Source organism: Streptomyces sp. NPDC042002, assembly GCF_055588305.1.
The window spans coordinates 1-22137 of sequence record NZ_JBVJCT010000007.1 but is presented as its reverse complement, the minus strand read 5'-3'; the positions used below and the strand labels follow the sequence as shown (position 1 = coordinate 22137).

At 68.6% G+C, this 22137-nt stretch carries 20 protein-coding genes and 1 tRNA gene; 10 read left to right on the top strand and 11 right to left on the bottom strand.

What is annotated here, in order from left to right; genetic code table 11:
- Nucleotides 1-105 precede the first annotated feature (105 nt).
- A complete protein-coding gene (locus ACZ6KY_RS13220; RefSeq protein ID WP_469310407.1) occupies nucleotides 106-807 on the bottom strand; it encodes a DUF5324 family protein in 702 nt (233 codons plus the stop codon).
- Nucleotides 808-1200: 393 nt separating this feature from the next.
- Here ACZ6KY_RS13220 and ACZ6KY_RS13215 point away from each other — a divergent pair, with 393 nt between their 5' ends.
- Entirely contained in the window at nucleotides 1201-1734 is a 534-nt protein-coding gene (locus tag ACZ6KY_RS13215; RefSeq protein WP_469310406.1) for a peptidylprolyl isomerase, read from the top strand.
- 151 nt (nucleotides 1735-1885) lie between these two features.
- Nucleotides 1886-2791: a rhomboid family intramembrane serine protease gene (locus tag ACZ6KY_RS13210; RefSeq protein ID WP_469310405.1), complete on the top strand. Its 906-nt coding sequence runs from the start codon at nucleotides 1886-1888 to the stop codon at nucleotides 2789-2791.
- A gap of 361 nt (nucleotides 2792-3152) precedes the next feature.
- On the opposite strand, the gene crgA is transcribed toward ACZ6KY_RS13210, so the two are convergent.
- Nucleotides 3153-3407 (bottom strand): cell division protein CrgA, encoded by a 255-nt coding sequence (crgA, locus tag ACZ6KY_RS13205; protein ID WP_355851582.1) that lies wholly within the window; start codon nucleotides 3405-3407, stop codon nucleotides 3153-3155.
- A gap of 142 nt (nucleotides 3408-3549) precedes the next feature.
- On the opposite strand from crgA, the gene ACZ6KY_RS13200 reads away from it, so the two are divergent.
- The 6 genes from ACZ6KY_RS13200 to ACZ6KY_RS13175 all read left to right on the top strand — a co-directional run bounded on the left by ACZ6KY_RS13200 (nucleotide 3550) and on the right by ACZ6KY_RS13175 (nucleotide 8262).
- Nucleotides 3550-4329, top strand: coding sequence for a DUF881 domain-containing protein (locus ACZ6KY_RS13200; RefSeq protein ID WP_469310404.1), 780 nt, complete (start codon nucleotides 3550-3552; stop codon nucleotides 4327-4329).
- A gap of 68 nt (nucleotides 4330-4397) precedes the next feature.
- A complete protein-coding gene (locus ACZ6KY_RS13195) occupies nucleotides 4398-5165 on the top strand; it encodes a class E sortase (RefSeq protein ID WP_469310403.1) in 768 nt (255 codons plus the stop codon).
- Between the two features lie 31 nt (nucleotides 5166-5196).
- A complete protein-coding gene (locus ACZ6KY_RS13190) occupies nucleotides 5197-5358 on the top strand; it encodes a hypothetical protein (protein ID WP_469310402.1) in 162 nt (53 codons plus the stop codon).
- Nucleotides 5355-5993: an aminodeoxychorismate/anthranilate synthase component II gene (locus ACZ6KY_RS13185; protein WP_469310401.1), complete on the top strand. Its 639-nt coding sequence runs from the start codon at nucleotides 5355-5357 to the stop codon at nucleotides 5991-5993. The genes ACZ6KY_RS13190 and ACZ6KY_RS13185 overlap by 4 nt, the downstream gene beginning before the upstream one ends.
- Nucleotides 5990-7411, top strand: coding sequence for a class E sortase (locus ACZ6KY_RS13180; protein WP_469310400.1), 1422 nt, complete (start codon nucleotides 5990-5992; stop codon nucleotides 7409-7411). The genes ACZ6KY_RS13185 and ACZ6KY_RS13180 overlap by 4 nt, the downstream gene beginning before the upstream one ends.
- An 89-nt stretch (nucleotides 7412-7500) precedes the next feature.
- Complete coding sequence (locus ACZ6KY_RS13175) at nucleotides 7501-8262, top strand: class E sortase (RefSeq protein ID WP_469310399.1); 762 nt, start codon at nucleotides 7501-7503, stop codon at nucleotides 8260-8262.
- A 91-nt stretch (nucleotides 8263-8353) separates the two neighbouring features.
- Here ACZ6KY_RS13175 and ACZ6KY_RS13170 read toward each other — a convergent pair whose 3' ends face one another.
- From ACZ6KY_RS13170 to ACZ6KY_RS13140, 7 genes are all read right to left on the bottom strand, one after another.
- Nucleotides 8354-9403, bottom strand: coding sequence for a restriction endonuclease (locus ACZ6KY_RS13170; protein WP_469310398.1), 1050 nt, complete (start codon nucleotides 9401-9403; stop codon nucleotides 8354-8356).
- 226 nt (nucleotides 9404-9629) lie between these two features.
- On the bottom strand, nucleotides 9630-11624 hold the full coding sequence (gene pknB, locus ACZ6KY_RS13165) for a Stk1 family PASTA domain-containing Ser/Thr kinase (protein ID WP_469310397.1): 1995 nt from the start codon (nucleotides 11622-11624) through the stop codon (nucleotides 9630-9632).
- A 170-nt stretch (nucleotides 11625-11794) separates the two neighbouring features.
- Nucleotides 11795-13276 (bottom strand): peptidoglycan D,D-transpeptidase FtsI family protein, encoded by a 1482-nt coding sequence (locus tag ACZ6KY_RS13160; protein ID WP_469310396.1) that lies wholly within the window; start codon nucleotides 13274-13276, stop codon nucleotides 11795-11797.
- Nucleotides 13273-14709: an FtsW/RodA/SpoVE family cell cycle protein gene (locus ACZ6KY_RS13155; protein WP_469310395.1), complete on the bottom strand. Its 1437-nt coding sequence runs from the start codon at nucleotides 14707-14709 to the stop codon at nucleotides 13273-13275. Before ACZ6KY_RS13155 ends, ACZ6KY_RS13160 begins: the two co-directional genes overlap by 4 nt.
- Before the next feature lie 26 nt (nucleotides 14710-14735).
- Nucleotides 14736-16304 (bottom strand): Stp1/IreP family PP2C-type Ser/Thr phosphatase, encoded by a 1569-nt coding sequence (locus ACZ6KY_RS13150; protein ID WP_469310628.1) that lies wholly within the window; start codon nucleotides 16302-16304, stop codon nucleotides 14736-14738.
- A gap of 90 nt (nucleotides 16305-16394) precedes the next feature.
- A complete protein-coding gene (locus ACZ6KY_RS13145; RefSeq protein WP_469310394.1) occupies nucleotides 16395-16916 on the bottom strand; it encodes an FHA domain-containing protein FhaB/FipA in 522 nt (173 codons plus the stop codon).
- Between the two features lie 10 nt (nucleotides 16917-16926).
- Nucleotides 16927-17769, bottom strand: a complete 843-nt coding sequence (locus ACZ6KY_RS13140) for an FhaA domain-containing protein (protein WP_469310393.1) — start codon at nucleotides 17767-17769, stop codon at nucleotides 16927-16929.
- Nucleotides 17770-18347: 578 nt separating this feature from the next.
- Here ACZ6KY_RS13140 and ACZ6KY_RS13135 point away from each other — a divergent pair.
- Nucleotides 18348-18433 (top strand) — tRNA-Leu (locus ACZ6KY_RS13135).
- A gap of 427 nt (nucleotides 18434-18860) precedes the next feature.
- On the opposite strand, the gene ACZ6KY_RS13130 is transcribed toward ACZ6KY_RS13135, so the two are convergent.
- Entirely contained in the window at nucleotides 18861-19319 is a 459-nt protein-coding gene (locus tag ACZ6KY_RS13130) for a cupin domain-containing protein (protein ID WP_469310392.1), read from the bottom strand.
- 131 nt (nucleotides 19320-19450) lie between these two features.
- On the opposite strand from ACZ6KY_RS13130, the gene ACZ6KY_RS13125 reads away from it, so the two are divergent.
- A complete protein-coding gene (locus tag ACZ6KY_RS13125; RefSeq protein WP_469310391.1) occupies nucleotides 19451-20062 on the top strand; it encodes a TetR/AcrR family transcriptional regulator in 612 nt (203 codons plus the stop codon).
- Nucleotides 20063-20514: 452 nt separating this feature from the next.
- Here ACZ6KY_RS13125 and ACZ6KY_RS13120 read toward each other — a convergent pair whose 3' ends face one another.
- Nucleotides 20515-21978, bottom strand: a complete 1464-nt coding sequence (locus tag ACZ6KY_RS13120) for an MFS transporter (protein ID WP_469310390.1) — start codon at nucleotides 21976-21978, stop codon at nucleotides 20515-20517.
- Between the last annotated feature and the right edge of the window lie 159 nt (nucleotides 21979-22137).

The following is a 22137-nucleotide window of genomic DNA, read 5'->3' as shown; positions in this document are numbered from 1 at the left end:
CCGCTCATCCCCTCCCCCCCCCTTCCCCCCTCCCCCCCCCCCCCCCCCCCCCCCCCCAACACCCCCCCCCCCCCCCCCCCCCCCCACGGCGATGTTGAGTCGGGTTCAGCGGAGGTCGTCGCGCTCCGCCGCCTCCTCCTCGGCTTCCTTGACCTGGACCTCGGGGTCCAGGTCGGACTGGCCGCTGCCGTCGACCGACGAGAGACGCCCGGTCTCGGGCACCTCGGTCGCGGCCGGCGGCTCGACGAGCCAGTCGGGATTGGCCTGCTTGTCCCACCACTTCCAGGCGGCGAAGGCGCCGCCCGCCAGAATCCCCACCACGGCCAGCCCCTTCACGAGACGGCCGGCCCTCGCCCGCCGCTCGTGCTTGCGGAGCAGCTTCTGGATCTCCTGCGGAGTGACCTGGCCGCGCAGGGCGGCGATGGCCGCCACACCGCGTGCCGCGGCCTCGTCCCGGACGGGCTGGGCCGCGGCCACCGCCTGCTCGATCTTCGGCTTGGAATAGTCGGCGGCCTGACGAGCCGCCCTGCGGGTACGGATGGCCGCTTCCTGGGCGGCCTGGTCGACCTTCGGTGGCACATGGGTACGGGCCTGCTCAAGACGCGGCGCGAGACGGGCGTCGTACTGGACGCGGGCCTGTTCGGCGGCCTGCGACACCTTCGGCGCGAGCCGTACACGCGCTTCGCTCGCGTAGTACGAGGCCCTGTCCTTGGCCGTGTCGGCGTAAGGCGCCACCACTTCCGCGGCGTGCAGCACGCTGTCCTTCGCCGAGCCGGTCGCGGCGCGCACGCTGTCGATGCGGGTCACGGGTTTCCTCCTCCTCGGTGGCGTACGTCGGGGATACCAGGTACCCCCAAAGACACACAGTTCACCTTTCCACCCCTGTGGGGATCATGCCCGCCCATGGGGACCGGGGCATGCGAGGGCGGGCATCCGTGTCACGGGTGCCGACTCCCGGTGACTCCCGTGACGGAGCCGGTCAGGTGTCGATCAAGTGAGATAGCGGATCAATACGGGGCAACGGGAGCTTGTCGTCGACAATGCCACGGATCGCCTCGGCCCGCTCCCGTCCCGGCGCGACTCGACCGGATTTCTGCAAGCCCCGCGTCCGTACGTGCGTCCGGAGGTGGCGGTCGGGGGCCGAGTGGCCCGGTACGTGCGAGGATCGGGCCGTCAAAAGAAGGCAACGGAAGGCAGATCGTGGCCGAGCAGCTTCACGCCACCCTGAAGACCAGTCAAGGCGACATCGACATCCGGCTCCTGCCGAACCACGCGCCCAAGACGGTCCGGAACTTCGTCGAGCTCGCCACGGGTGAGCGTGAGTGGGTCAACCCGGAGACGGGTGTGAAGTCCACGGACAAGCTGTACGACGGCACGGTCTTCCACCGGGTGATCAGCGGTTTCATGATCCAGGGCGGCGACCCGCTGGGCAACGGCACCGGCGGGCCCGGCTACCAGTTCGAGGACGAGTTCCACCCGGACCTTCGCTTCGACAAGTCCTACCTGCTGGCCATGGCCAACGCCGGCCCGGCCACCAACGGCTCGCAGTTCTTCATCACCGTCTCCCCGACAGCCTGGCTGACCCGCAAGCACACCATCTTCGGTGAGATCACGGACGCGGCCAGCCAGAAGGTCGTGGACGCCATCGCCGGCGCCAAGACCAACCCGCGCACCGACCGTCCGCTCAACGACGTCGTCATCGAGTCGGTCGTCGTCGAGACCCGCGAGCGCTGAGCCCGCGCCGGGCTTCATATCCTTGAGCCCGAAGGCTCCCGCAGGGAACCAAACGCCCCGTTCATCCGTAAGGATGGACGGGGCGGTGCGTTGCGCACCCGGACCCGCTGTGACCGCGTGCGAGCCGCCGCACCGAGATTGAGGGGACGCCATGGACCAGCCGCCCGGCAGCCCGCAGGGCCCGCGGGACCAAGGACCGCAGGACGCCCGGAGCCTGCCCGGTTGCTACCGTCACCCGGACCGCGAGACCGGCGTCCGCTGCACCCGCTGCGAACGCCCGATCTGCCCCGAGTGCATGGTCAGCGCCTCCGTCGGCTTCCAGTGCCCCGACTGCGTCCGCGGCGACTCCGGCACCGGCCACGCCCCGGCGGCCAGCCGGCCCCGCACTCTCGCGGGCGGCACCGTCGCCGCCGACCCCCGGCTCGTCACCAAGGTGCTGATCGGCCTCAACCTGGCGATCTACCTGGTCCAGCTCTCGGTGGGCGACGCCTTCACCAACAGCTTCACCCTCTTCGGCCGTGCCATGCTCTCCGGCGACATCCAGGGAGTGGCCGAAGGCCAGTGGTACCGGATGCTGACGTCGATGTTCCTGCACGGCAGCCCCACGCACATCATCTTCAACATGCTCAGCCTGTGGTGGGTCGGCGGTCCGCTGGAGGCGGCCCTCGGCCGCGCCCGCTACATCACCCTCTACTTCGTCTCGGGCCTCGCGGGCAGCGCGCTCACCTATCTCCTCGCCGCCCCCAACCAGCCGTCGCTCGGCGCATCCGGCGCGATCTTCGGCCTGTTCGGCGCCACCGCGGTTCTGATGCGCCGGCTCAACTACGACATGCGCCCGGTCATCGCCCTGCTGGTGATCAACCTGATCTTCACCTTCGGGTGGAGCAACATCGCCTGGCAGGCGCACATCGGCGGTCTGATCGCCGGTGTGGTGGTCGGCTACGCGATGGTCCACGCGCCGCGCGAGCGGAGGAACCTCGTCCAGTACGGGGTCGCCGGGCTGATGCTGGTCGCGGTGGTCGTCACGACGCTGCTCAGAACCGCTCAGCTCACCTGAGACCCGCTGATCGGGACCACGGCTCAGCTCACCTGAGACCGAGCTGGTCGGACCACCCCCAGCTCACTTGAGACCGTATCTGGCTCACCTGAGAAGTGATGTTGTCCACAGACCGTGGCGGATCTTGTGCACGCTGTGCGGGAACAGCTGTGCCCCCTGTCACTGACCCGAGTTTCCCCAGGTCGGACAGGGGGCGAACAGGTTTGCGGATGCCGGTGGACCAGTCACACCGGCGTCAACCGCGGATGAGTTATCCACAGATCGTCTTTCTTTTCCACCTGTGGAAAACTACTGTGGATAACTCAGTGGATAGCCGTGGGCAGAGCTGTCGCCCCGGTCGTCTCCAGGTGAGCGAAGACGGTCACTTCCACTGTGTGGAAACGCCGAATCCGGCCGCGATGAAGCCGAAGCCGACCACGATGTTCCAGTTGTCGAGCGCGTCGATCGGCAGTGAGCCGTCCGTCACGTAGAAGACAACGATCCAGGCGAGACCGATGAGGAACATGGCCAGCATGGCCGGTGCGACCCAGGTATTGCTGGTCAGCTTGATGTTGGTCGCCTGCTTCGCCGGGGGCGGCGTGTAGTCGGCCTTCTTGCGGATACGTGACTTCGGCACGAGGGTCTCTCCTGTCGATGCGCTGCGTGGCCGCGCAGGGAACTTGGGCGGGCTCCGGGGCAGCGTACAAGGGGACACTGAGCGCTCCCCCGGGCGTCCGTTAGCGTAGTGCTTCCGCGGCGCCGAAGGAGATAAGGGTACGTTGAGCAATTCTGCCGACTCCACCGGGACGGATTCCAGTCCTGGCGGTACGCACCGTTTCCGGCCCGTACGTGTCCTCACGGTGGCCGTCTTCGCCCTCGCGGGCCTCATCTTCTTCACGAGTTTCGATACGGCCAAGGGTACGAACATCCGTACTGATGCGTCCATGCTGAAGCTCTCCGACCTGATCCAGGAGCGCAGCCACAAGAACGCGACGCTGGACGAGTCCAACGGCGCCCTGCGCCGCGACGTGGACACCCTCGCCGGCAGCGAGGACGGCGGCAGCGCCGCCGGGGACGCCAGACTCGCGGCGCTGGAGAAGAACGCGGGCACCCAGAAGCTCAAGGGCAAGGCCGTCACGGTCACCCTCAACGACGCCCCGCCCAACGCGACGGCGAAGCTTCCCGGCTACCCGGAGCCGCAGCCCGACTACCTCGTCATCCACCAGCAGGACCTCCAGGCCGTGGTGAACGCCCTCTGGCAGGGCGGAGCCCGGGGCATCAAGGTCATGGACCAGCGGCTGATCTCCACCAGCGCCGTGCGCTGCGTCGGCAACACCCTGATCCTCCAGGGCCGCGTCTACTCGCCCCCGTACAAGATCACCGCCATCGGCGACCCTCAGAAGCTCCAGAAGTCGCTCGCCGCCTCTCCGGCGATCCAGAACTACATGGTGTACGTCAACGTCTACGGGCTCGGCTGGAAAGTCGAGGAGGACGGGACGGTGACTCTTCCCGGCTACTCGGGCACAGTGGATCTCCACTACGCGAAGCCCGTGCAGTAGGCGCCGGTCCTCGCGGAGCAGTGGGCGAAGCCTGTGGAGCGAGCTGCCGCCGGGGGGACCTTGTGTCGGTGCGAGTGGTCGTCAGGACGATCAGCGAGCTGTGCCTCACCGTCGGCACCCTGATCGTGCTCTTCGTGGTCTACGTGTTGTTCTGGACGGGGGTCAAGGCCGACAGCGCGATGAACCACCAGATCGACGTGCTCCAGAAACAGTGGTCGAAGGGTGCGGTGACGCAGACCCCGAAGACCCCGCCGGGCTCGGGCTCCTCCGGATCTTCAAGCTCTTCCGGTACGGCGGGCACTTCGGGCGGCACGGGGGGCGCCGGCGGCACGGCCGGCGAGAGCCCGAAGGCACCAGGCCCCTACAAGTACGGCGGCCCGTTCGCGGTCATGTACATCCCCCGGCTTGGTTTCACGTGGAACAAGCCCGTGCTCGAAGGCACCGCCACGCAGGTCCTGGAGAAGGGGCTCGGCCACTACCGGGGCACCGCCCAGCTCGGCCAGGAGGGCAACTTCTCCGTCGCCGGTCACCGGCGTACGTACGGCGATCCCTTCAAGGACTTTCCCGAGCTCCGCCGGGGTGACGCGGTCGTACTGACGGACGGGTCTACCTGGTTCACGTATCGGATCGACAAAGGCCCCTACAAAACGGTGCCCTCCGACATTGAGGTGATCGACCCTGTGCCACGTAAGTCCGGGTATACGCGTCCGGGACGCTATCTCACGCTGACCACGTGCGATCCGGAGTGGGGTCACAGTCACCGGTTGATCGTCTGGGCACACCTTGATTCCACACAGCCTGTGGAGGCAGGGAAACCGGCGGCTCTGCGCCGTTAGTCTGTTGGCGTACGGCGACGGAAGGGACGGCATGTACGGCTGGATCTGGCGGCATCTGCCGGGGAGCGTATGGGTGAAGGCGCTGGTCTCACTCGTGCTCGTCCTGGCGATGGTCTACGTGCTCTTCCAGTACATCTTCCCCTGGGCCGAACCGCTGCTGCCCTTCAACGATGTGACGGTGGACAACCAGTGAGCACGCGCATCCTCGTTGTGGACAACTACGACAGCTTCGTCTTCAACCTGGTCCAGTACCTGTACCAGTTGGGCGCGGAGTGCGAGGTGCTGCGCAACGACGAGGTGTCGACCGCGCACGCCCAGGACGGCTTCGACGGTGTGCTCCTGTCCCCGGGGCCCGGCGCTCCCGAACAGGCCGGTGTCTGCGTCGACATGGTCCGGCACTGTGCCGCGACCGGGGTGCCCGTCTTCGGTGTCTGCCTCGGGATGCAGTCGATGCAGGTGGCGTACGGCGGGGTGGTCGACCGCGCGCCCGAGCTGCTGCACGGAAAGACCTCGCTCGTGGAGCACTACGGCAAGGGTGTCTTCGCCGGTCTGCCGTCGCCCTTCACCGCGACCCGCTACCACTCGCTGGCGGCCGAGCCGGAGACGGTCCCGGCCGAGCTGGAGGTCACGGCCCGTACGCACGACGGAATCATCATGGGCCTCAGACACCGCGAACTCCCGGTCGAGGGTGTGCAGTTCCACCCGGAGTCGGTACTGACCGAGCACGGCCACCGGATGCTCGCCAACTGGCTGCTCGAGTGCGGCGACAAGGTGGCCGTGGCGAGGTCGGCGGGGCTCGCCCCGGTGGTGGGCAGGGCCACGGCGTGACCGCGCTGCGCCCCGAGCGCGACAGCTCCCCCTACGGCGGCGAGGCCGCGTACGGGGGCGCCGGCGCGTTCGAGGCGGCGGTCGGAGGGCTCGCGGACCCGCTGACGGATCCCCTGCCCGGCCAGGGCCACGGCCAGGCGCAGGGCGTACAGCAGCAGGCGTACGGCTCCGGAGGGTACGGACCCGACTGGTACGCCGCGCAGCAGCAGGCGCAGGCCGCCCAGTTGCAGGCCGCGCAGGCCGCTCAATTGCACGCCGCGCAGGCCGCTCAACTACAGGCCGCGCAGGCCGCTCAAGCGCAGGCCGCGCAGGTACAGGCTGCTCAGGCTCAGGCCCAGGCGGCCCGGACGCAGGCCATGCCTTCGGGGCCGGCGTCGGCACCGTCGTACGCGGACACGTACGAGCGGACGTATGCCCCGCCGTACCAGGAACCCGTGGCCGCCCAGTACCGCGGACCGGTCGCCGCTCCCCGGGCGGAACCGGTCGCGTCGCACCCGCCGTCGGACGACGAGACGGTCGCGTTGCGTCTTCCCGGCGCGTCCGGAAGGGCAGTGGGAGGCGCGCGCGCGGCCGGCGGCGGGGCGGTCCCCGCGTCCGGAGGCCGTGCGGCCCGCCGTAAGGCCGCCAGACGCAACGGACGGTACGGAGGGGAGCAGGAGTCCCACGAGCCCCAGGAGGAGGCTCAGGAGGCCGCTGGGGCCCCGCGGAGCCGGATGGACGCCCGGCGGGCGGCGCGGGCGTCGAAACCCGGCGCGGGTGTCCTCGTGAGCCGGATGGTCGGCGAGGTGTTCATCACCACCGGCGTACTGATGCTGCTGTTCGTGACCTACCAGCTGTGGTGGTCGAACGTGCGGGCGCACGAGCAGGCGGGCAGTGCCGCGCGGCACCTCCAGCAGGACTGGGCGAACGGCAAGCGGAATCCGGGGACGTTCTCGCCCGGCCAGGGCTTCGCCATCCTGCACATTCCGAAGCTGGACGTGGTCGCGCCGATCGCGGAGGGCACCAGCAAGACGGACGTGCTCGACCGCGGAATGGTCGGCCACTACGGCGAGGCACCCCTCAAGACGGCGATGCCCGACGCCAAGACGGGCAACTTCGCGCTCGCCGGGCACCGCAACACCCACGGCGAACCGTTCCGCTACATCAACCGGCTCAAGCCGGGCGACGACATCGTGGTCGAGACACAGGACGACTACTACGTCTACAAGATGACGTCGATCCTTCCGGTGACGAGTCCGGGCAACACGAGCGTGCTCGATCCGATCCCGAAGGGTTCGACCTTCACCGCGCCGGGCCGCTACATCACGCTCACCACCTGCACACCGGAGTTCACCAGTAAGTACCGGATGATCGTCTGGGGCAAGATGGTCGAGGACCGGCCGCGCAGCAAGGGCAAGCCGGACGCGCTGGTCGGCTGAGGACGGACGCCGACGCACGCTGAACGGACGCGTGCCGCATCACGGGCACGTGAGACAAATTGAGACAGACCAGACGGGGCAGATGAACAGTGGCAGCGAGGACCGACCACGACGAACGCGCCGGATCGGAAGCCGGATACACGGCCGCCGGTGACGTGCCCGGGGGGCGTCGGCGTATGGGATGGTTCGCGATGACGGTCAGCGTCTTCGGTGAACTCCTCATCACCGTGGGGCTGGTGCTCGGTCTGTTCGTCGTCTACTCGCTGTGGTGGACGAACGTCGTGGCCGACCGCCAGGCGCACAAGCAGGGCGACAAGGTCCGCGACCACTGGGCGCAGGCCCCGACCGGTCCGGGCGCCCTGGACACCAAGGACGGCATCGGCTTCCTGCATGTCCCGGCGATGAAGAACGGCGAGGTCCTCGTCCAGAAGGGCACGGCGACGAAGGTCCTCAACGAGGGTGTCGCCGGCTACTACACGGACCCCGTCAAGGCGTCCCTGCCGATGACCGGCAAGGACGGCAACTTCACGCTCGCCGCCCACCGGGACGGCCACGGCGCCAAGTTCCACAACATCGACAAGATCAGCAATGGCGACGCGGTCGTCTTCGAGACGCGGGACAAGTGGTACGTCTACAAGGTCTTCGACATCCTCCCGGAGACCTCGAAGTACAACGTCAAGGTTCTCCAGACGGTCCCGAAGCAGTCCGGCAGGACGAAGCCCGGCCACTACATCACCCTGACCACCTGCACCCCGGTGTACACCTCCCGCTACCGCTACGTGGTGTGGGGCGAACTGGTGCGCGTCGACAAGGTCGACAACGCGCGGACGCCGCCGAAGGAACTGCGTTAGCGCGACCAGTCGTTACGCTTAGGATGAGCTGGGCCCGAAGCCGCAACTATCTCTTGCGACTTCGGGCCTTTCTCGTTGTGTCTGGTGACGCCTACTGAAGGGCGGACAGCGGAACGCCCGCGCTCCACTTCTCCAGGTGGGAACGGTCAACGAGTGTGATGCCGTAAGTCTCCGCGATGGCACGCGCGTCGGGCGTGAAGGACGTCGTGGCGACGAACAGCGCTACGTCCGCCGTGTGCTGGACGAGTGAAGCGCCCAGGAACTTCTGCAGTTCGCCGCTCCACACCGGGCGGTACGGCGCGAAGCTCTTGCACTGCGCGACGACCGAGCGGCCGTCGGCGGTGTGCGCGGTGACATCCACTCCCCGGTCACCGGGGCCGCCGCGCACGATGACGTCCGTGCAGCCGTCGCGGCGCAGCAGGACGGCGACGTGGTGCTCGAACTCCCGCCAGTTCATGGCGTCGATGGAGGCCATGATTCCGGTGTACCGGCGCGGACCACGAGTGCGTTCGAGTTCGGTGATGCGAGTCTCGTGGCCGCATAGCTGGTGCTCGATCCGTTGGACGTCCTCACGGAGGGAGATGAGTTCCTGACGGTGTTCGCCCGAGGTTTCGATCAGGGCGTTGAACATGGGGACGACGGTCTTGCCGAGGATGTGGGTGATGCGCTGGTCGATTCGGTCATCCAGGGCGTGAGGTGTGCCGGCGGCCGGGGCGTCGACCGGGCGGGTGCGCGCCAGGTACTCCATGTCGAGGAGGTAGGTGCGGACCTGGCGGGCGACGTCGCTGTCGCGGAGGAGCATGGCGACGTTGAGGACGGCCCGGCGTGACCAGAGCGCCAGGCTGGAGCGGGGCTGTGGATAACCATCGCGATAGGAACTCAGGTTGAGTTCCTTGAATTCCTGCAGCTCAGGACCACGAAGGACCCGAAGGCCGTTGGATTCGAGCTCCTGCCTGTGGCGGCTCAGAAGGTTGTTGATCACTGTTTCGGCGACTTCGAAGTATGTCGCCACCATCGCCGTCGTCACATGCATGCCGTCCGGCAGGAGCGACAGCGCTTTGACCTTGTCGAGTACCTCACTGCGTTCCAGCACGCTGTCTCGTAGAGCTTTCGATTCCAGCAGAGCCGATTCGTTGATCACGTACCGATCCTTTTGCTCGTTGCGTGGCCTTGCGGCCGGGGCGGAGCTTCGATTCCGCCCTATCCAGTCAACGAATCGTGAAGTATGAAGAAACGGTCGAATTTCGTACACCAGGACGCCAGTGGGTCGCGGCCTTGTACGTCGCCAAGTCGACGGAAAGGGCCCCGGCACTCAAGAGTGCCGGGGCCCTTTCCGTCGGTTGCCCGAGTACGGTCGTTGGTGGGGCTCAGTTGCCGCCGAAGAGGCCGCCACCGCCGTTGTTGTTGCCGCCGTTGTTATTGCCCAGGTTGACCGTCGTGAGGACGACCGTCGTGTTGTCCGGGCTGTCGACCGGGCTGTTGGCGGTCGGGGTCTGTTGGAGCACCCTCGCGTTGTCGCTTCCATCGCTGCCCTGGGCGAACTGGATGTTGTTGAAGCCCTGCTGCTGCAGGATCTGCCTGGCCTCGGCCACGGTCTTGCTGACCACGTTCGGCACGGTCGACTGCTGCTTGGCCTTGCCGATCTGGATCGTCACGTGGGAGCCGGGGTCCGCGTTGGCGCCGATCTGCGGGACCGTCTGGATGACCTTGCCGACCAGGTTCTGGTCGTCGGTGTCCGTGTCGACGCACACTCCGACGAGGTTGCTGGCGATCATCTGAGCCTTGGCGTCGTCGCAGCCCTTGCCGGAGACGTCCGGGACGACGGACTGCTTCTTCTCCTTGGCGATGGTCAGGGTGATGACCGAACCCTTCTCCACCTCTTCACCGAGCTTCGGGTTCTGGTCCAGGACGGTGTTCGGGGTCTCCGTGGAGTCCTCGGACTTCGTCTTGACCGTGAACCCGTACTTGTCGTCTCCGAGGATCTGCTTGGCCTCGTCCAGAGTCTTGCCCGTGACGTTCGGCACGGCCACCTTCGGTGCCCCGGTGGACACGACCAAACTGATCGTGTCGCCCTTCTTCACCGTCGAGCCGACCGCCGGGTCCTGCGAGCAGATGTTGCCCTTGGGCTCCTTGTCACACGGTTTGCGGGTCGGGGAGAGCTTCAGATCGCGGTTGTCCGCCAGCTTTCTGGCCTCCGGCAGCGTCTGACTGACGAAGTTGGGCACCTCGAACGAGTCGTTGGCCGTTCCCTTGCCCGAGAACGCGTACTTTCCGATCAGGATCGCGCCGATCAGCACCAGGACGCCCGCGACGACCAGGAGGATCGTCGAGGTGTTGCCGTTGTTGTTCTTCTTCTGGCGGCGGCGGTCCGGGCGGTCGTCGTAGCCGTAGCCGCCGTCGTCCGGGTTCATCGGCGGCAGCATCGACGTCGCCTGGGCGTCCGAGGAGCGCAGGGCCGTCGTCGGCTGGTCGTCGCCGTAGCCGTAGCCGACCGAGCCCATGGCGGCGCTGGCCGCGACGGGCTGGCCGTCGAGGCAGGCCTCGATGTCGGCGCGCATCTCGTCGGCGGACTGGTACCGGTAGTCGGGGTCCTTTTCGAGGGCCCGCAGCACGATCGCGTCCATCTCGGGCGTGATCTCGGGGTCGAAGACCGACGGGGGCTGGGGCTCCTCGCGGACGTGCTGGTACGCGACGGCCACCGGGGAGTCGCCCACGAAGGGCGGGCGCACGGTCAGCAGCTCGTAGAGCAGGCAGCCGGTGGAGTAGAGGTCCGAGCGGGCGTCGACCTGCTCGCCCTTCGCCTGCTCCGGCGAGAGGTACTGCGCCGTGCCGATGACCGCGGCCGTCTGCGTCATGGTCATGCCGGAGTCGCCCATGGCGCGGGCGATGCCGAAGTCCATGACCTTGACCTGGCCGTTGCGCGTCAGCATGACGTTGGCCGGCTTGATGTCGCGGTGGACGATGCCGGCGCGGTGCGAGTACTCCAGGGCCTGGAGGATGCCGATGGTCATCTCCATGGACCGCTCGGGGAGCAGTCTGCGGCCCGAGTGCAGCAGCTCGCGCAGCGTGGACCCGTCGACGTACTCCATCACGATGTACGGGATGGAGGTGTTGTCGATGTAGTCCTCACCCGTGTCGTAGACGGCGACGATCGCGGGATGGTTGAGCGAGGCGGCCGACTGGGCCTCCCGGCGGAACCGAGCCTGGAACGACGGGTCACGTGCGAGGTCAGCTCGCAGCGTCTTCACCGCCACCGTGCGCCCGAGCCTGGTGTCATGTGCGAGGTAGACCTCCGCCATGCCACCACGGCCGAGCACGTGGCTCAGCTCGTACCGGCCGCCGAGGCGACGCGGCTCTTCCATAGCTACCTACCAGCCCTCTCCGTCGGTCCCGACCGCACCTTTGTGTGGTCCGGCGGTGTGCTGTCCGGGCATACCGTACCCGGATCGCCTTCTGTGACCTGGCCAAGACCGTCACCCGTGACAGGACCGGTATCGCAACGTGCACCGATGTGATGGGGACGTGAGCGGGGTCACTTCTTACTGTCGATGACTGCCTTCATCACGTCCCTCGCGATGGGGGCGGCGAGACCGCCGCCCGTGATGTCGCCGCGGTTGGCGCTGCCGTCCTCGACGACCACGGCCACGGCGACCGGAGAGCTGCCGTCGGGGAGCTTGGCGTATGAGATGAACCACGCGTACGGCTTCTCGCTGTTGGCGACACCGTGCTGGGCGGTACCGGTCTTGCCGCCCACCGTGACACCGGAGATCTGCGCCTTCGTACCCGTGCCCTGCTTGACGACCGTCTCCATCATGTCCTGCAGGATCTGGGCGTTGGCCTCGGAGAGCGGCTGGCTGAGCTTCTCCGGCTCGGTCTGCGAGACGACGTCCAGGCTCGGTGCCTGCAGCTTGTCGACCATGTAGGGCTTCATGAGCGTGCCGTTGTTCGCGACGGCGGAGGCCACCATGGCCATCTGCAGCGGGGTCGCGGCGGTCTCGAACTGGCCGATGGAGCTGAGCGCGGTCTGCGCCTGGTCCATCGCCTTGGGGAAGACGGAGGCGTTGGAGCGCACCGGTGTGAGCTGCTCGGAGTTGAAGCCGAACTTCTCGGCCTCCGTCAGCATCTTGTCCTTGCCGAGGTCGGCGCCGATCTTGCCGAAGACCGTGTTGCACGAGACGCGGAGCGCGTCCCGCATGGTCGCGTTCTTGCAGGGGATGTTCCCCTCGTTCTTCAGCTCGGTCCTGGTCCTCGGCAGGATGTACGGCAGCGGAGAGTCGGTGTGCTGGTCCGCGGACGTGTAGAGGCCGTTCTCCAGCGCCGCGGCCGCGGTGACCACCTTGAAGGTGGAGCCCGGCGGGTAGGTCTCGCGCAGCGCCCGGTTGAGCATCGGGTCGTCGGGGTCGTTCTTCTTCTGGAGCTTGTTCCAGGCCTTCGCGTCGTTGTCGGAGGTTCCGGCGAAGGACGAGGGGTCGTACGAGGGGGTCGAGGCCAGCGCCAGGATCGCGCCGGTCTGCGGGTTGATCGCGGCGACGGCGCCCTTGCCGCGGCTCAGCAGGCCCTGGTACGCGGCCTTCTGCGCGGCGGCGTTGAGGGTGGTGACGACGTTGCCGCCCTGTTTCTTCTTGCCCGTGACCATGTCGAGGGTGTTGCGGAAGAAGAGCCGGTCGTCGTTGCCGGTGAGGATGCCGTCGTCGAGCTTCTCCAGCTGGGAGGCGTCGAAGGCCTGCGAGGCGTACCCGGTGACCGGTGCCCACATGGGGCCGTCCTTGTAGGTGCGCTTGTACTCGAAGTCGTTGAGGCCGTTCTTCTTCGACTTGGTGGCCCCGGTGACCGGGTTGCCGTCGACGATGATGTCGCCGCGCGGTGTGGCGTACCGCTCGATGGCGACGCGGCGGTTGTTCGAGTCGGTCCGCAGGCTGTCCGCCTGGACGTACTGGACGTAGTTGTCGCGGAGCAGCAGGGCGAGGACGAGGAGCCCGCAGAAGATCGCGATCCGGCGCAGGGGCTTGTTCACGGGCGGACCACCTGGGTCATCTCGGCGTCGGGGCTGGGGGCGGGTGCGGGCGCCGGGCGGCGGGCGGTGTCGCTGATCCTGATCAGGATGCCCATCAGTGCCCAGTTGGCGATGACGGAGGAGCCTCCGTAGGCCACGAACGGCATGGTCATGCCGGTCAGCGGGATGAGGCCCATGACGCCGCCCGCGACGACGAAGACCTGGAGCGCGAAGCCGCCGGAGAGGCCCACGGCGAGGAGCTTGCCGAACGGGTCGCGGGCCGCGAGGGCGGTGCGGATGCCGCGTTCGACGATCAGGCCGTAGAGCACGAGGATCGCCATGATTCCGGCCAGGCCCAGTTCCTCGCCGAAGGTGGCGAGGATGAAGTCGGAGTTGGCCGCGAAGCGGATGAGTTCGGAGTGGCCCTGGCCGAGGCCGGTGCCCAGGGTGCCGCCGGAGCCGAAGGCCCAGAGGGCCTGCATGGACTGCTCGGTGTGACCGGGGACGCCCTGTCGGCTCTGCATGAACTCGTGCATGGGGTCGAGCCAGGCCTGGACGCGCTGCTGGACGTGCGTCTCGAAGGTCGCCACACCGACCGCGCCGGCCGCGGACATCAGCAGACCGAAGACGATCCAGCTGGTGCGCTCGGTGGCGACGTACAGCATGATGATGAACATTCCGAAGAACAGCAGCGACGTACCGAGGTCGGTCTCGAAGACGAGGATCAGGATCGAGATGAACCAGACCACGAGGATCGGGCCGAGGTCGCGACCGCGGGGCAGGTACAGGCCCATGAAGCGGCGGCTGGCGAGGGCCAGCGCGTCCCGCTTGACCATCAGGTAGCCGGCGAAGAAGATCGCCAGGACGATCTTGGCGAACTCACCGGGCTGGATGGAGAAGCTGCCGACGTGGATCCAGATCTTGGCGCCGTAGATGTTGGCGCCGAGGCCGGGGACCAGCGGCAGGAGCAGCAGCACCAGGGCGCCGACCATGGAGATGTAGGTGTAGCGCTGGAGGGTGCGGTGATCCTTCAGGAAGATCAGCACGGCGACGAACAGGGCGATGCCCAGCGCGGTGTACATCAGCTGGCGGGGCGCGGCGGTGCCGGCCTGCTTGATCGACTGGAGCAGTTTGGACTGGTCGAGTCGCCAGATGATGACCAGCCCGAGGCCGTTCAGCAGCGTCGCCAACGGCAGCAACAGAGGGTCCGCGTACGGGGCGAACTTCCGTACGACGAGGTGGGCGACGCCGGCCAGCAGGCCGAGGCCCAGGCCGTAGCTCAGGAGGCCGGCGGGCACTTTGCCGTCGATGGCGAGGCCCACGTTGGCGTAGGCGAAGACCGGGATGACGACGGCGAACACCAGCAACGCCAGTTCGGTATTACGTCGGCTCGGTGCGCCGATCGATCCGATCGTGGACGTGTGGTGTGTCGGCGTGTTCGTACTGCTGCTCATCGTGTGACAGGGCCCCTCACGGCTTCTTACTGCTTACCGCACAGCGAGACCAGCTTCTGCTCCTCGTCGGAGAGGCTGGGGCCGGGTGTGGGAGTGGGTGCGGTCGTGGACTGGGAGGACGAAGGTGCCGGGCTCGACGGGGTCGGGCTCGGGGTGGACGTGGCCTTGGACGTCAGAGAGGTCTTTGTGGTTCCCGTGGTCCCACCGGCCTTGCCCTGACCTGTCGTCGCGTTGTTCTGGCTCTCGGTGGCGCGGCGCTGCGCGTCCTTGCGGCATGCGGAGGCCTGCACGGCGAGTTCGTCGATCTTCGACTGCGCGTCGGAGAGGCCGCCTTCGGCGATGGTCGCCTTGACCTGCTTCTGCTGATACGGCGGCAGGTACTTGAGTTCGATCTCGGGGTGATCCTTCTCCACCTTCGAGAGCGAGACCCAGGCCAGGTCCTGGCTGATGCCGCGGTACAGCGCGACGTGCTTGTCCTGGGCGCCGACGTAGTACTGCGTCTGCGTCCAGCGGTAGCCGCCGTAGAGGCCGCCGCCGATGACGGCGAGCGTCAGGACGACGTAGAAGGATCTCTTCAGCCACCTGCGTCCGGTGCGCGGCTTGACGAAGTCCTCGTCCGAGTAGTCGCCGAAGCCGCCGGTGGAGACGTAGCCGGTGGTGTCGCCGCTGCCGGGCGGGCCGAACTCGCCGCCGCCCTGTCCGGGCACGGGCCGGCCGAGGCCCGAGGCGCGACCGGCGGGGGTCTGCATGGCGCCGTTGTCGTGGAGCTGGAGCTGGTTCTCGGCGACCGCACCGACCACGACCGGGGTGTCGGAGAGCTGTGCGGCGAGGGTGTCCCCGGAGTCGATGTCGAGGACGTCGGCCACGATGACGGTGATGTTGTCCGGGCCGCCTCCGCGCAGGGCGAGCTGGATGAGCTCCTGCACGGTCTCCTGCGGGCCCTGGTAGCTGGCGAGGGTGTCTTCCATCGTCTGATGGGAGACGACGCCGCTGAGGCCGTCGGAGCAGATCAAGTAGCGGTCGCCGGCGCGGACTTCGCGGATGGAGAGGTCGGGCTCGACATGGTCGCCGCTGCCCAGCGCGCGCATCAGCAGGGAGCGCTGCGGGTGGGTGGTGGCTTCCTCCTCGGTGATTCGCCCCTCGTCGACGAGGCGCTGCACCCAGGTGTGGTCCTGCGTGATCTGCGTGAGGACGCCGTCCCGCAGCAGATAGGCGCGGGAGTCGCCGACGTGGACGAGGCCGAGGCGCTGGCCGGTCCACAGCAGGGCGGTGAGCGTGGTGCCCATGCCCTCCAGCTGCGGGTCCTCCTCGACCATCAGCCGGAGCTGGTCGTTGGCGCGCTGCACGGCGGTGCCGAGCGAGGTGAGGATGTCGGATCCGGGTACGTCGTCGTCGAGCGCGACGATGGTGGAGATCACCTCGGAGCTGGCGACCTCACCGGCGGCCTGGCCGCCCATCCCGTCGGCGATCGCGAGCAGGCGGGGACCGGCGTAGCCGGAGTCCTCGTTGCCCTCGCGGATCATGCCTTTGTGCGATCCGGCGGCAAAGCGCAGCGACAGACTCATGCGCACCTCGCCCGTCGGCTCCGGGTACATCCGCACGGTGCCCACCCTCCGGTCGGGAGCGCGCCGGGGTCCCTTGTGTGGACCGCCGCTGCGTGCTCGCTCCGCTCGCTCATTGTCGTACTACTTCCGCAGCTCGATGACGGTCTTGCCGATGCGGATCGGCGCGCCCAGCGGAATGGGCGTCGGAGTCGTCAGCCGGCTCCGGTCGAGATACGTGCCGTTCGTGGAGCCGAGGTCCTCGACGATCCACTGGCCGTCCCGGTCGGGGTAGATCCTGGCATGCCTGCTGGACGCGTAGTCGTCGTCCAGCACGATGGTGCTGTCGTGCGCTCGGCCCAGGGTGATGGTCTGTCCCTGGAGCGCCACTGTCGTGCCCGTGAGGATTCCCTCCGAGACGACCAGCTTGGACGGTGCTCCGCGGCGCTGCCGGCCGCCGCCGCTGGGCGGTTGCTGCTGGCGCTGCTGCGGAGGCGCGGCAGGCCGCGCGGCCTGCTGAGGCCTTGCGGCCTCCCTGCGGGCGCCGCGCTGTGTGACGCGCGTTCCGAACAGGTCGCTGCGGATGACCTGCACGGCCACGATCACGAACAGCCACAGTACGGCTAGGAAACCCAGCCGCATGACCGTGAGGGTCAGCTCTGACATTGCCCCCGCTTCACCCTTCGGCTTGCCGGTAAATGATGGTGGTGCTGCCCACGACGATCCGCGAGCCGTCGCGGAGCGTAGCGCGGGTTGTGTGCTGCCCGTCCACCACGATGCCGTTGGTGGACCCGAGATCCTGGATCGTCGAGGGCGTTCCGGTCCGGATCTCACAGTGCCGGCGGGATACGCCGGGGTCGTCGATCCGCACGTCGGCTTCGGTGCTGCGGCCCATCACCAACGTCGGGCGGGAGATCTGATGGCGTGCGCCATTGATCTCGACCCAGTGCCGCATACGGCCGCTCCCCGCCGGGCCGGCCGGGGGTCGGGCACCCATGGGTGCCGCGCCCGGACGGCCGCCGGGTGGCGGCGCGGACGGCATGGGGGGAGTGGCCGCGGGCGGGTAGCCGTAGCCGCCCTGGGCTCCGCGGGGAGCCGCCGGGGCGGGGCCCGCGGGGGCGCGCTCGGGGGACTGCTGGCTGGTGGAGGAGGCGAGCGTACGGCTGCGGACCCGGTACAGGCCGGTGTCGAGGTCGTCCGCCTTCTCCAGGTGGACCTTGATGGGGCCCATGAAGGTGTATCGCTGCTGCTTGGCGTAGTCGCGGACCATGCCCGCGAGCTCGTCGCCGAGCTGGCCGGAGTAGGGGCTGAGCCGCTCGAAGTCAGGCGTGCTCAGCTCGACGATGAAGTCGTTCGGGACGACGGTCCGGTCGCGGTTCCAGATCGTGGCGTTGTTGTCGCACTCGCGCTGGAGCGCTCCGGCGATCTCCACGGGCTGGACCTCGGACTTGAACACCTTGGCGAAGGTGCCGTTGACCAGACCTTCGAGACGTTGCTCGAACTTCTTCAGGACTCCCATGGGGCACCTCCTCCTTCGTTGCCGCCCTGGTACAGCTTGCTGTCGTCTTCCTGATGCTGCTGGCCTTGCTGGTACTGCTTACTGATCGTATCCACGCGTCGGGAAATCGGCTGGTTCCCCCTGTCGGCCCTGTCGACGGGTTGTCGACGCCTTCCGAAGTCCCCTCCCGGAGTTCCCTGGGAGGCCCCTCTTCGAACTCTTCCCGGCACTACTCCTGCCATGGATCGTAGAGGCGCCCCAGGACCAGTGTCCCGCACCTGACTGTGCGGCCCGTCCGACTCCTGGGGAGATGCGCTGGACCGGTACGAGGTTGATACGTGAACCGGTTCTGTCTGAAACGTGTGACGCGCGCCGGGGTGCCGGCAGGGGAGGCGGCCGGCCCGGCATCCGGAGCCGCCGGGCCACGGGGCCGGGCAGGGCAAGGGCACCGGGCCTGCGGATGCCGGTCGCTGGGGTGGGGAATACCGGGTGCGAGGGGCGGGGAAAAGGGATGTGATTCCACCCCTGACAGCGTGCTAATCTTCTGGATGTCGGCAGGCGCTCGCACCACTCGGTGGGAGACGGACGACACACTCAATGCGCGAGTGGCGGAATGGCAGACGCGCTGGATTCAGGTTCCAGTGCCCGCAAGGGCGTGGGGGTTCAACTCCCCCCTCGCGCACCAGAAGAACCGATGAAACGGGTCTTCACCAGAGACGAAAGTCCTGGTGGGGCCCGTTTCTCGTTGTTGCGGTGGGCCCCGGCCCGGACAGTGCCGCGGCAGGGCCCTGACGGTGAGGTATCTCACCGTCAGGGCCCTGCTTTTGGAGCTGCTGGTTGTTCTTCGGGTCGGTGCCGGGGCGTAGTTGGCCGAGTCGGCCGGCTCCGGAAGGCCAGGATGATCGTCGGGGCGGCGATGCCACGGATGCGGTGTGAGCCCGCGGCTTCGATGCCCTCGGCCAGTGGATTCTTTGCGTATCCGTTGTAACCCTCGCCGCTGTTGCGGAGCCGGAAGCGGATCTTCTGCCGCTTTGGGCCGCCGTACTCCAGGGACTGCCAGCGCTCGGCGCCGGATTCGGGGCTGACGGTGGGGCATCCGGGCCGGGCTGATGTCAGGCGAAGTCGGTGGCGGGGGTGGTGGCGTAGTGGCTCATCACGTCGGCAACGGTCTGCGCGGTCATCTCCTGGCCCGCGTCGATCGTGTCCCTCAGGTCCCGGAAGTACTGGACGTACAGGTCCGGGGTGAAGGTGTTGATCATCACGACCGGTTCGTCACCGGGGTTGGCGAAGGTGTGCGGGGCGCCGGGCGGGACCATGACCAGCGTGCCCGCGGGTGCCTCGTGGTCGGTCGTCCCCACGGTGAACCGGGCGGTGCCGGACACGACGTAGAAGCCCTCGTCGTGCTTGGCGTGGCGGTGCTGGGGCGGGCCTTCGCTGTGCGGGGGGAGCGTGATCTCGCCGATGCCGAGGCGGTGCTCGGTCGTGCCGCCGTCCTCCAGGATGCGGATGCGGGCCGGGCCCAGCTGGATGACCTCGCCGGAGTCCGGGCCGACGACTGAGACATCGCTCATCGTTTACTCCCAATTCGTAAGAGGATACTCTCGTTACGATAGTTTGCTCACCTAATTCACGCAAGCCGACTCTCATTATTAGGGTCGACTTGCTAATCTTTGGGCGCACGTACAGACAGAAGGGGATGCCGATGACGCCGCAGCAGTCGACCGGTCGCGCCAATCAGAAACAGCGCACCTACAACGCGATCCTGCAGGCCGCAGCCGTGTTGATCCGCGACGGCCGCGAGGTGAGCATGCCCGAGATCGCCAAGGCGGCCCTGGTTTCCGAGGCCACGGCCTACCGCTACTTCCCCGACCTGGCCACTCTGCTTCGCACGGCCATGGACGAGCAGCGGCCCAGCCCGGCCGAGGCGCTCGCGTCGGTCGCCGACTCGTCCGACCCGGTCGAACGCGTCGCCGCCGCGACCGAATACCTGCTGCGCCGCGTCCTGGACTACCAGGGAGCGGTCCGTGCCACGATCGCGGCCACCATCACCCGGCCCGCGGATGCCGCCACGCTCCGTCCGGGCCTGCGCTTCGGCCTCATCGAGTACGCGCTCGCACCCCTGGCCGACGCCCCCGGGGACTTCGACGCCGCCGCCCTGGAGCAGCTCGAACGGGACCTCGCCGTCGTCGTCAGTGCCGAGGCGCTCTTCTGCCTGACCGACCTGTGCGGACTGGATCCCGACGAAGCCATCGCCAGCGCCGTGCACACCGCGACCACCCTCACCCGAGCCGCACTGGCCGCGGGCCGGCCCTGACAGGTCTCGCCGGCGGAGGAGCTTCGCCGCCGCCGCCGGAGGCGGGGCCGAGGGCCGAGGTTCCGGCGGCAGGGCGAACCGTCCGAGCAGCCGGACTCGACGCGGACCGTGGTGTCGATGCGCCCGGGGACGATGTCCCTGGGGCCGGGGCTGACGGGGGAGTCGAGCGCCGTGGCGTGCCGCTGTGGAGGCCGGGACACGACCGGCGGCTGCCGACAGCTCGCGAAAGCAGGCCGGTCGGGCCCGGACGGACTCCGGGGCCGAGTCGGGCCGATCGCACGGTCACCTGGACAGAAGCCGTCGAAGGCCGGGGGATTCGGGCAGGCGACGAGAAGACCGTATCGGGCGGGCAGGGGCCGTCGGGCCGGTCACCGGTATACAGGACCCGGCACACGTATGCGTACCGGGTGAGGAACGAGACCGGCACGGACATCAGGAACGCCGCTGAGACCTCAGCCGCTCGTCGGCGCGGCGGTGGTCGCCGAGGCGGTCGCGGGTACCGGCGCGTCCTGGAAGCGGGCCGCGGTCCGGACGGCGCCGGCGGTGGCCCGGTCCGTGGTGGTCAGGACGCCGAGGAACGAGATGGCGGCGCCGCAGCCGACCAGGATCCACCAGCCGGGGTGCCCGGCCGCCGGGGTGAACGCGCCGCCCGCTCCCCCGTGCGCGGTGACGAGCGAGCCCAGCACGGCCACGCCGAGGCAGTTGCCGATCTGTCTGCCCGTCGAGGCGATCGCGGCGGAGACCCCGGCCTGGGCGCGCGGCATGCCGGAGACCGCCATGGTGGTGATCGGGGTGTTGACGAGGCCGAATCCGGTGCCGAACAGCATGTAGGCGGGCAGCAGGGCCATGGGAGGCGTCGCCGCGGTGACCCGGGTCAGCATCAGGGCGGCGACCGCGATGAGCACGCCCGAGGCGACCAGCGGTGGGCGTGGGCCGCGGGTGGCGGTGAGGCGGCCGGAGACGGGCGAGGCGATGGCGGTGGCCACCGCCATCGGGGCGGTGAGCAGGCCGGCGCGCAGCGCGCTGTAGCCGCGTACGTCCTGGAGGTACAGGGTGTTGAGGAACAGGAACCCGGACAGGGCGACGAACGCCGCGACGGCGGTGACGGCGGCTCCGGTGAACGGGATCGAGCGGAAGAACGCCGGGTCGAGCAGGGGCGGTTCGCGACGCCGTTCGTAGGCGATGAGTGCCGTGGCCGCCGCGGCGGCCAGCATGAGCAGGCCGACGATCGGCGTGCTGCCGTAGCCGCGGTGTGAGCCTTCCACGATCGCGTACGTGACCGCCGTCAGGACCGTGACGACCAGCGCCTGGCCGATCGCGTCGGGGCGCCGCGCGGAAGCGGCCCGGGACTCGGGGACGTACAGGGCGGTCAGTACGATCGCGGCCGCCCCGACCGGCACGTTGATCCAGAACACCGAACGCCAGCCGGCCGAGGCGACCAGCACACCGCCGACCACCGGGCCGAGCGCGAGGGAGACCCCCATCGTGCCGGTCCACACCCCGATCGCCCGGGCGCGTTCGCGGGGATCGGTGAAGGTCGTGGTCAGGATGGACAGGGCGACCGGGTTGAGCATGCTGGCGCCCAGGCCCTGTACGGCGCGGAAGGCGATCAGCCAGGACAGGCCGGGGGCAAGCGAGCAGGCGAGCGATCCGGCGGTGAACAGGGCCAGGCCGGCCTGGAACACCCGGCGGCGCCCGAGACGGTCGGCGGTGGATCCGGCGAGCATCAGGAATCCGGCAACCGTGAGCGTGTAGCCGTCGACGGTCCACTGAAGACCACGGACTGACGTGCTCAACTCCCGTTGGACGGCGGGCAGAGCGACGTTGACCGCGGTCACGTCCAGACCGGCGATCAGCAGGCTCGTACAGCACACGGCCAGGACGAGCAGGCGGCGGCGGTGGGCGGGGACCGGCATGTCTTCTCTCCGAGGGCTGCCGCTGGGAAACCGGGGCGACACGGCCTACGGGAGCCGGGTCGGGCCGGGGGGGGGGGGGGGGGGGGGGGGGGGGGGGGGGGGGGGGGGGGGGGGGGGGGGGGGGGGGGGGGGGGGGGGGGGGGGGGGGGGGGGGGGGGG